This window comes from Proteus sp. MB838 (assembly GCF_054767435.1).
In genome coordinates, this window is sequence record NZ_BAABMO010000001.1 from 138,884 (window position 1) to 151,087 (window position 12,204).

General features: G+C 38.5%; 10 protein-coding genes. 4 read left to right on the forward strand and 6 right to left on the reverse strand.

The genetic code is table 11. From position 1 onward, the window contains the following. Positions 1–63 precede the first annotated feature (63 nt). Positions 64–2,232, reverse strand: coding sequence for a formate dehydrogenase subunit alpha (gene fdhF, locus ACYUCW_RS00650; protein ID WP_046335171.1), 2,169 nt, complete (start codon positions 2,230–2,232; stop codon positions 64–66). 560 nt (positions 2,233–2,792) lie between these two features. On the opposite strand from fdhF, the gene ACYUCW_RS00655 reads away from it, so the two are divergent. After that, on the forward strand, positions 2,793–4,109 hold the full coding sequence (locus ACYUCW_RS00655) for a sodium-dependent transporter (RefSeq protein ID WP_004246681.1): 1,317 nt from the start codon (positions 2,793–2,795) through the stop codon (positions 4,107–4,109). An 89-nt stretch (positions 4,110–4,198) separates the two neighbouring features. Here ACYUCW_RS00655 and ACYUCW_RS00660 read toward each other — a convergent pair whose 3' ends face one another. From ACYUCW_RS00660 to ACYUCW_RS00675, 4 genes are all read right to left on the reverse strand, one after another. Then, entirely contained in the window at positions 4,199–5,569 is a 1,371-nt protein-coding gene (locus ACYUCW_RS00660; protein WP_004246680.1) for a class-II fumarase/aspartase family protein, read from the reverse strand. A gap of 13 nt (positions 5,570–5,582) precedes the next feature. Continuing rightward, positions 5,583–7,139 carry a PTS transporter subunit EIIC gene (locus ACYUCW_RS00665; RefSeq protein ID WP_004246679.1) on the reverse strand — a complete coding sequence of 519 codons (1,557 nt, stop codon included), beginning with the start codon at positions 7,137–7,139 and terminating at the stop codon, positions 5,583–5,585. A gap of 350 nt (positions 7,140–7,489) precedes the next feature. Further along, a complete protein-coding gene (locus ACYUCW_RS00670; protein WP_004246678.1) occupies positions 7,490–8,230 on the reverse strand; it encodes a MurR/RpiR family transcriptional regulator in 741 nt (246 codons plus the stop codon). 131 nt (positions 8,231–8,361) lie between these two features. Further along, positions 8,362–8,838: a cold-shock protein gene (locus ACYUCW_RS00675; protein ID WP_004249014.1), complete on the reverse strand. Its 477-nt coding sequence runs from the start codon at positions 8,836–8,838 to the stop codon at positions 8,362–8,364. Between the two features lie 186 nt (positions 8,839–9,024). Here ACYUCW_RS00675 and ACYUCW_RS00680 point away from each other — a divergent pair, with 186 nt between their 5' ends. Then, positions 9,025–9,723 carry an RluA family pseudouridine synthase gene (locus ACYUCW_RS00680; protein WP_004249013.1) on the forward strand — a complete coding sequence of 233 codons (699 nt, stop codon included), beginning with the start codon at positions 9,025–9,027 and terminating at the stop codon, positions 9,721–9,723. A gap of 19 nt (positions 9,724–9,742) precedes the next feature. Here the strand turns inward: ACYUCW_RS00680 and ACYUCW_RS00685 are convergent, their stop codons facing one another. Continuing rightward, complete coding sequence (locus ACYUCW_RS00685) at positions 9,743–10,282, reverse strand: DUF2058 domain-containing protein (RefSeq protein WP_004246675.1); 540 nt, start codon at positions 10,280–10,282, stop codon at positions 9,743–9,745. A gap of 224 nt (positions 10,283–10,506) precedes the next feature. Here ACYUCW_RS00685 and yajD point away from each other — a divergent pair, with 224 nt between their 5' ends. After that, positions 10,507–10,854 (forward strand): HNH nuclease YajD, encoded by a 348-nt coding sequence (yajD, locus tag ACYUCW_RS00690; RefSeq protein WP_004246674.1) that lies wholly within the window; start codon positions 10,507–10,509, stop codon positions 10,852–10,854. Between the two features lie 787 nt (positions 10,855–11,641). Then, positions 11,642–12,160: an Hcp family type VI secretion system effector gene (locus ACYUCW_RS00695; RefSeq protein ID WP_460408063.1), complete on the forward strand. Its 519-nt coding sequence runs from the start codon at positions 11,642–11,644 to the stop codon at positions 12,158–12,160. Positions 12,161–12,204: the final 44 nt, after the last annotated feature.

The following is a 12,204-nucleotide window of genomic DNA, read 5'->3' on the forward strand; positions in this document are numbered from 1 at the left end:
AGAATAAAAATGGAGGCCAAATAGCCTCCATTGATTTTGTTATATTTCTCTTGAGTGATTAATTTAGTGTGTCGCTGTTTTTGCTTGCTCGACTAAATTAATTAAGCGACTTCTCATGGCGTGATTATCTTGAGCGACTTGGCTTTCTGCCCATTTTTGATCGTCAATCTTCACCACTCGTGCAGCACAATATTTAGTTTCTGGGGTTTTTGAAACAGGATCGAGATTATCTTGTGTCAGTTCGTTACATGCACCAATCCACCATTGATAAGTCATATAAATAGCTTGTTTATTAACGGTTTCGTTTAGATTACACCGTGACAGCACCTTACCTCGACGAGATGCTACCCAAACAATTTCTTGATCAGCAATACCTGCCGCTTTAGCAATATCAGGGTGAATTTGCACATACCCCGGTTCATCTGCTAATGATGCTAATGCTTTACAGTTACCCGTCATTGAGCGACAAGAGTAGTGCCCTACCTCACGTACCGTTGATAAAATCATTGGATACTCTTCATCAGGCAACTCTGCGGGAGCGCGCCATGCGGTAGCAAAAAGCTGCCCTTTACCTGATGGCGTTGTAAATCGATTATCTGAATATAAATAGGGTGTTCCCGGATGATCGAGTTCAGGACAAGGCCATTGTATATGGGCTAATCCCGCCAATTTTTCGTAGGTCGCACCGAAAAATAGCGGACATAATGCTCTTACCTCATGCCAAATTTCTTCATTATCTGTATAAGACATTGGATAGCCCATAGCCGTGGCTAATAAACTAATGATTTCCCAATCACGTTTAACGTTACCACGTGCTTGTACTGCCTGTTCAAAACGTTGAAAACCTCTATCAGCACAAGTAAAAATACCACCGTGCTCACCCCAACTGGTAGAAGGTAAAATGACATCTGCTTGCTCGGCCGTTTTCGTCATAAAGATATCTTGAACCACAATAAAATCGAGCGCTTGAAAACCTTTTCTAACCAGACCTAAATCTGCCTCAGTTTGAAGTGGATCTTCTCCCATGATGTAATAAGCTTTCACTTTACCTTCAATGGCTAAATGAGGGACTTCAGTAATGCGATAACCCACTTGCGGATCGAGTTTTTCAACCGGAATATGCCAAGCTTGAGCAAATTTTTGACGAATACCTTCATCTGTCACACTTTGATAGCCGGGGAACATATTGGGTAAAACCCCCATATCACAAGCACCTTGTACATTATTTTGCCCGCGAACAGGAGCAACACCTGCATGTGGTTTGCCTAAATTACCCGTCAATAACGCTAAACTCGCTAGCCCTTTCACAACATCTACCGCTTGACCAAATTGTGTTACCCCCATTCCCCACATAATGGTGGCTGTTTTTGCGGCTGCATAAGTGCGCATAGCTTGGCGGATCTCGCTTGCAGAAACCCCAACAATACGTTCTACTGCTTCAGGGCTATAATCCATCAGCTGTTTTTTATATTCTTCAAAACCTTCGGTGTAACGACTCACATATTCTTTGTCATAAAGATCTTCATCAATCAGCGTATAGGCAAATGCATTAACTAACGCCATATTGGTGCCATTCTTTAAGGGAAGATATTGATTAGCAATCTTCGCTGTTTCTATTTTACGGGGATCACAAACAATAATTTTGGCCCCTTTTTGTTTCGCTTTCACCACACGGCGCGCCACAATAGGGTGAGAATCGGCACAGTTATAACCAAACACCAACAAACAATCTGAATCTTCAATATCAGCAATGGAATTACTCATTGCCCCATTGCCTAGTGTTTCTTGTAAACCAGCAACAGAAGGGCCATGACAAACACGGGCACAGCAATCAACATTATTATTACCCAGTACAGCACGAGCAAATTTTTGCATCACAAAATTGGTTTCGTTACCTGTACCCCGAGAGGAGCCGGTGCACATAATAGATTTAGCACCGTATTTCTCTTTAATTGCGAGTAACTTTTTAGCCGTAAACTCAATCGCTTCATCCCAACTGACAATTTCAAAATCAGCCCCTTTTTGTCGGCGGATCATCGGTTGATGAATTCTGGCTGTCAGTAATTTATTGTCATTTAAAAAATCCCATCCATAGAGACCTTTTAAACAAAGCTCGCCTTGATTAGTGACACCATTGGCACCTTCAGCTTTGATTATTCGACCATTTTCGACACAGAGATTGATTTTGCAGCCAGCGCCACAATAAGGACAGACGGAGTTGATTTTGTTCATTTGATATCCTTTCCCCTAACTAGGGAGTAAAAGAGTCATAAAGAACATCCAACTAAGCACGATTTATGCCAAGTAAAAAACCATGTAAAAATAAGTAGATAGTATTTCTGTCACTGGCTACCAAGGTTATATCGACATTTTTGTCGACAAGATTTTCTGAGCAAAAGTTATCAAAACGTTATCAAGTTTTTTAAAAAAAGGGCTTTCATTAATTTGTTTTTATGATATAACAAAATAGTTATTTGTTAGCAGTGGCATTCAATAAATCAGTGCAACAAACCAAATTCATTTCAATAAAGAGCAAAAACATGAACATTAACACTAACAATCGACTTCTAGGCCTACATCTACTCCTACTTTATTAGGGTGGCCAAGCTCGTTCATTTTTTGCTAAAGCCACCAGTAAGGTGGTTTTTTTATAACCCTGCTGGTGGAACTGTTTTTAGGGGAGTTTTTATGATGTCTCGTTCCACTACAAGGATTAAGGGTTATCACACCTTTGCAATACACTATTGTTCGGCAACCGTTTCTATCATTAACATAATGAAATCGGAGGCAAAATGAGCCAACAATGGACATCTCGTGTAGGCCATATTTTAGCAGCCGCTGGCTCTGCCATTGGTATTGGTGCAATTTGGAAGTTCTCTTATGTCGCCGCCAATAATGGGGGTGGTGCATTCCTCGTCGTCTTTCTGTTATTTAGCTTTATTATCGGATTAGCTGTTTTATTAGCTGAAAATATTTTGGGTAGTAGCACCCATGCCGAAGCCGTGAATGCCTTCAAAAAGATGATGGGACGTAATTGGGTAATTATCGGTGTCATTGGTGTATTTAGTTCATGGTGTATCTATAGCTTTTATAGTGTTGTCGGGGGGTGGACTATTGGTTACACCATTATGGCAGCTACTGGTGAATTAAATATTACTGATAGCAGTGAATTAACGGGGATCTTCACCCGTTTTATCAGTGACCCTTTATGGCCTATTCTTGCTCACTTGGTGTTTGCCGGATTAACGTGTTTTGTCGTATTAGCGGGTGTTCAACGCGGATTAGAAAAAGCCGTCAAGATCATGATGCCATTACTGTTTATTATCATGATTATTTTGATTATTGTCGGTATTAGCTTACCCGGCTCTTCAGAAGGTTTAAAATTATTCTTATATCCTGATTTTAGTAAATTAACCCCACAAGGGGTATTAGATGCGCTGGGATTAGCCTTCTTCTCGCTGTCTATCGGGTTGGGTATTCATATTACCTATAGCGCCTATTTAGCGGATAATAAGACTATTGCTAACTCTAGTATGTGGGTTGTGATCCTCTCTTGTTTAGTGTGTGTTTTAGCAGGCTTAATGATTTTCCCTGCGTTAACTGCCGCTGGATTAGAGCCAAATGCTGGCCCAGGCTTAACCTTTATGACCATGCCAGTCTATTTTGCTAACTTGCCTGGTGGCAATATCTTGGCGGTCACTTTCTTTGTCTTATTATTAATGGCGGCATTAACCTCTGCAATTTCATTACTCGAACATATCGTCGCTTATGTACAAATGCGTTTTCAGTGGACTCGCCGTAGAGCTGGCTTAGTGGTCACAGCCTCTATTATGTTAATGGGTATCCCAGTTTCATTATCATTTGGTCCTATGAGTGATGTAACTTTAGGGGGCAAAACACTCTTTGATTTATTGGATTACTTAACCTCCAATATCTTAATGCCACTGTTTGGTATTGCGATGTGTTTAATTTTTGGCTGGTCACGTAGAGCCAATGCGGTTATTCCAGATAATATTACTGGAGCAAAACGCCAATGCTTATTATTAGTTTGGCGTTATATCGGCCCTATCTGTATCGGTATAATATTGGTACATGGTTTGATTGGTTAAAAAACAAAAAGAGAGCTTCTTATTTAAGAAGCTCTCTGACTAATTATCCCCGATGTTTGGATACTTGATAACTTTATTTATTAATAGACTTATTGATAGTTTTGTTTAATTTCTTGGCTAGCCACATGCCCGCGTTTAGCTTCTTTCTCCGCAATTTCCACCGATAAACCGATATAGGCTCTTGGATCAAGCATTGCTTTAATTTCTTCTGGGCTAAATGCCGCAGAGATAACGGGATTTTTTATCAAGTTAGTATAGAAATCTTCGCCATCTGCTGCTGTTTTGATCGCCTCTTCATACAATAAAGAGTGTGCTTTATCTTTGCCTAGTTTTTCTGCCATTTTCATCATAACGTACTCTGTATTATCTAATCCTTTATTTCTCATGACGTTATGTAGCATTCTCTCTTCATGCGGTACTATTGTTCTGGAAAGCTCTTCTGTTCTTAATAGAATTTCTGTTGTCAGCTCTAATGCCTCTTCCAGTAACCCATCAAATAACATATAGGAGCTACTATCCCCTTCATAAGGTCTTACCGCAGAATACATACCCACACTGGGTAAAGAATACAGTTTTTGTGAGTTAGCGATGATCCCTTTAGCCAGTTTAGGGTTAATTTTATGCGGCATAGTGCTACTGCCAACTGTACCTTTGGTAAACCCTTCCGAAACTTCCGCAATTTCCTCAAGTGTCGTACTATAAACTTCTTCACCAATTTTATGGCAGATATTAGCCATCAATGCCAAATTAGCCATATACTCTAATTTATGTGTACTAAGGTTACGAGAAGGCACCTCCATCGCTTCCATGCCAACTAATTCAGCCACACGTTTTTGCACCTTCATACCCACTTCTGGCATTGAGTTAAATGCACCCACAGCACCGCCCATCATGATAGTAAAGACGCGTTTTTCACACTCTCTCATGCGCTGATAACAGTCGATAAAATCACTGATCCAGACCGATACTTTATAGCCGTAAGTAATAGGAATAGCATGGCGGCCATGTGTTCTACCGGGCATGACCATATGTTTGGTTTTTTCTGCCAAGTTAGCTAAATTTTCGATGATCTCCCCAAGTAGCAACATAAATTTATGGTGCACTGTCTTCATCATATAAAGCTGTGAACTTTGCTGAATATTCTGCGTGGTAATGCCGTAGTGCACATATTTACCACTCTCTTGGGAACATGCCTTAACTAACACTTTTAAAAAGGGCACGAAACCATGACCGATTTTTTGGTAAATGCGGTTCATTTCTTCAAAATCGATATTCTCAATAACCGCTTTTTCTTTAATTTCATCAGCCGCTGACTGTGGAATAAAACCGTGTTCAGCTTGAGCTTGAGCGAGCATCGCCTCAAACATCAACCAAGTTGAATATTTAGCTTCATTGGATAACAGCGCTTTAATACCGCGATCATCGATTGTTTTACTTTTAGAATCGTATAACGCTCTCATTTTGTATCCTTTGTTATTTCTTCATTGCTTCATCAACAGCATTGCGAACAAACTCAACTTTTGGCCCATAAACAATATGGACATGGTTCGCTGCAGGAATAAAGAATGCTGTACAACCTGATTCCAACATTAACTCTTTATCAATTTGATTTACTTCACCGATATCGACACGGAGTCTAGTAATACAGTTATCAACGTTACGAATATTTTGTTTTCCGCCTAAAGCGCGAATTAAGATCTCCGCAATTTCGCCATAACGCTTCTCTTTAATAAGCGTATTTTTCATATTGCTTGATTCTTCACGACCCGGTGTTTTGATATCAAACTTAATAATGGCCCAGTAGAAAATGAAGTAAGTGACAACCGCCAGACCTAAACCAATAATCACTAAGTAGATCCAGTTGGTATGTTCATAGAGCAGACCAAAGATGGTGAAGTCAAATACCGTACCTCGGATATAGCCAATCGCCACGCCAGCAAAAGAGAGTAAAACCGCACCAATACCAACAATAATGGCGTAAATCAGATATAAAAGTGGCGCAATAAACACAAAGGTAAATTCAAGTGGCTCAGTGACGTTACCTAACATGGCGGTTAATACCATGGTCACCAACATAGATTTAACTTCTGCGCGATTCTCTTTTTTTGACGTTCTATAAATTGCTAAGGCAATTGCTGGGAATAAGAACAGAGTGACCAGCATTTGTTGTTGTGCCATAAAACGCGTTAAGCTTGGCATCATTGACCAATATTCACTACTTGGCCCTTGGTTAAACAACACTTCTGTCATAGCAGGAACAACACCCACATAGGTTTGTCCATCAATAACGTAAGAGCCACCTGCTTCGGTAAATCTAAACAACACGTTCCATACATGGTGTAAACCAAATGGAATAAACAGTCGCTCTCCCCCTGCTGTAAAGAATGGTCCGACAGGACTCAGGAAGACCGCGGAAAGTTTTGTTAATCCCATCACCAAGACTTCCCAGATAAAGGGTAGTAATGCCCCTACGCCAATCATTAATCCCACCATAATAATGGCAACGGATTTTTTACCGGAGAAGAAGGCAAAAGCGGTAGGAAGTTCAAGGTTATAGAATTTATCTGTCGCCCAAGCGGCAATTAATCCGGTGATAATCCCCCCTGCGGCACTGATATTCATGGTTTGAATACCTAACACCTTGATCTGCCCCACTTGAGTCATTACGGCAGGATCAGCGAGTTTCCCCGTCAAAACGAGCCAAATATTAATGGTGCTAATCAAGGTTAAATAGCCGACAACGGAGGCAAACACGGCGATCCCCTTGTCTTTATGGCTCATACCATAAGCCACACCCATAGCAAATAGCAGTGGGATATTATCAAACACGACCCCTGCAATAGAGCGGATGCTCACTAATAATGCATTGACTGTTTCATTCCCCAGGAAAGGAAAGCGTGCAATCATATAAGACTGAACTAAAGCGCCACTGATACCCAGTATCATACCGATAGGCGCTAAAACACCGATTGGCAGGAGTAGGGTCCTACCAAAGCGCTGTATGGATTCGCTGAATTTTTTCTTGGCCATATTTTTTCCTTATGACTTCTCGAATATAGAAAAATGACAAAAGTACTCTAGCATTGAGTTATCTATAAAATGAATGGCGGGCTAGTTTTAAATATTATCTTAGGTCATTTATTATGACCTAAGTCTTTTAAATTAAAAAATAATTTAATAAATAATAAATTTTTGAAGATAGAATGTTCTATTATTAATAAATAGCCCATTAAAGAGATATTGAACAAATTGAAAATGAAGGTGTTTTTAAAATAAATTGTTATTTTAGCTTAAAACACATTAAATTTATTAATATAGTAAAGAATAAGGCTGTGAAAAAGTTAATCTTGAAGAGATCATTCTGAGACTAAAAATAATGTTTAAAGTAGATTTTCTATTTCATTTATTAACAAATCAACCAAAATAAAAAAACCAATTCGTGACTTGGTATCATCTTTTTTCGTATCATGATTATCCGCGAAACAAAATAGCGTATGCGTCGCATAACTGGTTAACTCATTGGTATTAAAGGCTGTCATACTGATAATGTTTGCCTCTTTTAACTGCACAATTTTTGCCGTTTCAATGATCTTTTTAGTTCCCCCTGAAAGAGAGATAAAAATAACCGTGTCATCTTCATTCACTAAACGTGTAAACGAATCTGATAAGTTATAATCATTAATAAAAAAGCAATGCAGGCCCAGTGCAAACAATAAGTGTTCAAGATAATAACCGACTGCTTTACTTGTTCCCCTTGCCACAATAAAAATATTACGAGAATGGCGCAGGGTTTTAGCACACTCTTTAATTTGCTCTTCATTGATGAGGGTAAAGCTTTTATTAATATTCTTCTCTAGTTGTTTTTTATAAGATGAGTGATCACTCTTTTCTATTTTATTACGCGAAAGAATATAATTATTAATTTGAAACTTTAGCTCTTTAAAGCCACTAAAACCTAACTTCTGCGATAAATTAATAATTACCGTTTTTGATACAAAGGTTTTAGCGACTAAATCATTAATATTTAAATAGGGGATATCGGCGATATTATCGGTAAGATACTTTAATACTTTCTTTTCACTGACGGTTAAATTGTCATAATTTTTTAAAAAATCCAGCATATCTCACCTAATCAATTAATAATCATGATAAAACAATCAGTTAAGCATATTACACTCTACTGCATAATATGCTTAATCACAAAGGTGATCCATTGCACTATTGAGTTAAAAACAGATGCGCATTATCTCAATTAAGCCTTAATCACTTTGACTGTTGCATCAATATCGACTTCATCATCAGTAAAGGTTAATACTTTGCCGTGATAAGTAATGATATCAATTTTTTTCAAAGTACGCGTTTGATCTGCTGCCGACTCAGATTTAGGCTTAATACTGTTCATTAGCATACCAACCGATAATATTGTATTTTCTTTATCAATATGCGTTTTAACGGGTACTTGTTCGCTATAAACACGATAAGACTTAATTGACGTTAACTTAACGCGCTCTCCGGCAATAAAGATATATTTACTGTCTGGGATCACTTTTACTGCATAGGCTGATAACCCTTTCATATTGGTCGTGGGTTCAAACGTGACTATTGCATCTTTTTTAATAAGATCAGGGTTGGCAACCTTAATCACATGAAAATAGCGATTATCCCCATTTTCATCTTTGATAAATCCAAAACCTTTATCTTCAAACCATTTTGTGATTGTTCCATTCATTGCCATTACCGCCTACATGATCATTATTACTCAATTTTCTCTATGCAGTATAAAGCACAATCTGCATTCAGACTATGCCTTTGCCTATTAGTCTTTAAATTGAGTCACTAAACATATTGTGGTTTAAGTCGCCAATCGGCTGAAATTTAGCTATGATCAGTGCACTTTTGTGATCAGGATAATTTGATGTCGACGATTATTGATACCTTTATTGCCCCCATTTGCCATGACAAGATTGAGTATCTTTATCAAGATGAACATCTACTGGTAATAAACAAACCATCAGGTTTACTAAGCCTTTCAGGTAAAAACCCGCAAAATATCGATTCTGTTCATTATCGCTTAGTACCATTGTTTCCCGAGTGCACCTTAGTTCATCGTTTAGACTTTGGCACATCGGGGGTGATGGTTATTGCCCTGAATAAAGCGATTAACCGTGCACTTTGTCAACAATTTAGCCAGCGAACCGTCACTAAAGCTTATGACGCCCTATTATGTGGCCATTTGCAACATGATAGTGGTGTTATAGAAGCGCCTATCGCGAAAGATCCACAACACTTTCCACGTATGTCGATTAGCACCACACAAGGCAAAGCTGCGCGCTCTTACTATCAAGTTATCGAACGGTTTTATCAGACTCTTGCTGATGGCACCCGATTACCTTTAACGCGCGTGCGACTCACGCCGGAAACAGGCAGAACGCATCAATTGCGTATCCATTGCCAATATATAGGGCACCCTATTTTAGGGTGTGATTTGTATGGTGGCCTATTATTATCAGGAACAGAGCATACCCCACGGCTAATGTTGCATGCCTGTGAGTTACATTTTATTCACCCTATTAGTGAGCAACCGATGGATATTTATCTACCTTCTCCGTTTTAATATCAAGACACCCTTAAAATCACCACATTAAATCGTCTGGCACTTTAAAATCAGCATAAGGATCATCTTCGTCTTGTTCTGCTTGGCTTAATGTGTTGTTTAATAAGATACAATCTGCATCTCTTTGCATGATTTTATCTGCCACACTCGCAGGAATAATGGCATATTCACTGTTTCCGGCACTATCAATCACTAAACGTGCAATAGCTAAACGACCATTAATTAATTGAGATTGTGTTACTTTATCCACCTCAAGCGTTTTAATCACATTATTATCGGTAAATTTAAAATCAATATCGCCCTTGGCAGGGGTAATTCTATTCATCTCAATAAGTTGTTTAACTTGCGCTTTATACTCTTTTAATAAGGTTGCTTGTTTTTGCTGTTCACTAAGTTGTTTATCACGCTCAAGCTGTAAACGTTTCTTTTCTTCTACAGCCTCTTTCGCTTCTCTGGCCTGAACACGCGATTTTTTCGCCGTTCTTTGTACTTTAGCCATTTTCTTATTTGTCACTAATCCCGCTTTTAGCATCTGCTCTTGTAAGGTAAGTTTTGCCATTTTTATGCCTAATTTTGCTCAATAATGCCCGAAATTATACCTGTAATTTTTAAGACTGCATCTCGTTACAACAACGCAAATTATCATAATAACACTCATAACCATATCGATGTTATTTGCTGAGTAAGCGTTGTGTTAATCACATTGGCTCCCTTAATGCATTAGGGTATATTGAGAAGTAACCAAAAAACTTTCTCTATCATTTATAACAGGCAAAATAAACCATGGCTGTGATCCCCAAAAACTATGCAAAACTAGAAAGCGGTTACCGCGAAAAGGCGCTAAAACTTTACCCTTGGGTTTGTGGACGTTGTGCTCGTGAATTTGTCTATTCAAATCTGCGTGAATTAACCGTTCATCATATTGATCACGACCACACCAATAATCCCGAAGATGGCAGTAACTGGGAGTTACTGTGTCTGTATTGTCATGATCATGAGCACTCAAAATACACAGAAGCAGAAGAGTACGGCTCTACCGTTGTAGCAGGGGAAGATGCCCAAGATGATGTTGGGCAAGCAACCTATAACCCTTTTGCTGATTTAAAAGCGATGCTGAATAAGAAAAAGTGATCTAATCGTTATCACGACTGAGAAATAAATCAGGATAGTGCAGTGTGTTAATCTATTATAGAACGTTAATACACTGCCAATAATTCATATCCCCGCCACTCAATATATTAGTAAAACTATTATTTTTATCTTATCGATAACTGACTATCGCGCTATCAGAAATGTTGGAATTGTTTAAATTTAATATAGCCAATTAAAAAAAATATTATTTTTTCAATAGTTTTTATTGTTTCTATGTGGAGTTAAATGGATTTCTCTCACTATAAAAACACTTTAAATTAGTTATATCACTCATAAACACGAAATATTAAAAATATTATTTCAAGCAAGGCAATTATTTTAGATTAATAATCTAGAGAAATAATAACAATAAAAAGAAAAATGGTGAAATATTTATAAAAAATAGAATTAATACCATTAAATATCAAATGGTTACAAACTTTTAATTCGTTATAAAAGCACTAGAAAAAAATTTATTTTTTATGTACATAGTGTTTACTGGGCTGCGAGCAATTTGTCTATTTCTTCATCATATTTTATGCTAATAAACACTTTTTATGATTATTTTTTCAGCATGATATAGCGATATTTCAACCAGTTTACGCTAAGTGACTTATCCTAGAGAGATACAACAGCAAGGGGCGGTTTACAGCCTATTGATAAGCTTTTATTATCCTTTAATCAAGTCTTACCGTGCGCACTGGCTAAGATGACGGACATAACTAACGGATTGTTTTTAAGACAATCATTTAATTTAATTTGTCATTTTTAATAAAAGGATCTCATTATGCCAACTCCTTGCTATATTTCCATTGAAGGAAAAACTCAGGGCAACATCACTGCAGGCGCGTTTACTGCAGATTCTGTCGGCAACATTTATGTACAAGGTCATGAAGACCAAATGTTGGTACAAGCATTTTCTCACGTGGTGACGGTTCCGACCGATCCGCAATCAGGACAACCTTCCGGCCAACGTGCGCATAAACCATTTCGTTTTACCGTGGCATTAAATAAAGCGGTTCCCCTGCTATATAACGCATTGGCTTCCGGCGAAATGTTGCCAAAAGTCGAGCTAAAATGGTATCGCACGTCTGTTGAAGGTAAACAAGAGCACTTCTTTACCACGACGCTAACTGACGCGACTATCGTGAACATCGATTGCCAAATGCCTCATTGCCAAGATCCGGCTAAAGCCGACTTCACGCAACTTACCGAAGTCTCCCTCTCTTACCGCAAAGTTGACTGGGAGCATACTGTTGCCGGGACTTCAGGTGCAGATGACTGGCGTGCACCACTCGAAGCATAAGTCATGGGTTAAACGAGTCCTTAGGGGCTCGTTTACCGTTTTAG

Bases quoted from the DNA above. Each gene is read 5' to 3' on its own strand.
- ACYUCW_RS00695 (WP_460408063.1), top strand. From the start codon at position 11,642: ATGCCAACTCCTTGCTATATTTCCATTGAAGGAAAAACTCAGGGCAAC.
- ACYUCW_RS00660 (WP_004246680.1), bottom strand. From the start codon at position 5,569: ATGAGAGCGTTATACGATTCTAAAAGTAAAACAATCGATGATCGCGGT.
- ACYUCW_RS00685 (WP_004246675.1), bottom strand. From the start codon at position 10,282: ATGGCAAAACTTACCTTACAAGAGCAGATGCTAAAAGCGGGATTAGTG.
- ACYUCW_RS00655 (WP_004246681.1), top strand. From the start codon at position 2,793: ATGAGCCAACAATGGACATCTCGTGTAGGCCATATTTTAGCAGCCGCT.
- ACYUCW_RS00675 (WP_004249014.1), bottom strand. From the start codon at position 8,838: ATGAATGGAACAATCACAAAATGGTTTGAAGATAAAGGTTTTGGATTT.
- yajD (WP_004246674.1), top strand. From the start codon at position 10,507: ATGGCTGTGATCCCCAAAAACTATGCAAAACTAGAAAGCGGTTACCGC.
- ACYUCW_RS00680 (WP_004249013.1), top strand. From the start codon at position 9,025: ATGTCGACGATTATTGATACCTTTATTGCCCCCATTTGCCATGACAAG.
- fdhF (WP_046335171.1), bottom strand. From the start codon at position 2,232: ATGAACAAAATCAACTCCGTCTGTCCTTATTGTGGCGCTGGCTGCAAA.
- ACYUCW_RS00665 (WP_004246679.1), bottom strand. From the start codon at position 7,139: ATGGCCAAGAAAAAATTCAGCGAATCCATACAGCGCTTTGGTAGGACC.
- ACYUCW_RS00670 (WP_004246678.1), bottom strand. From the start codon at position 8,230: ATGCTGGATTTTTTAAAAAATTATGACAATTTAACCGTCAGTGAAAAG.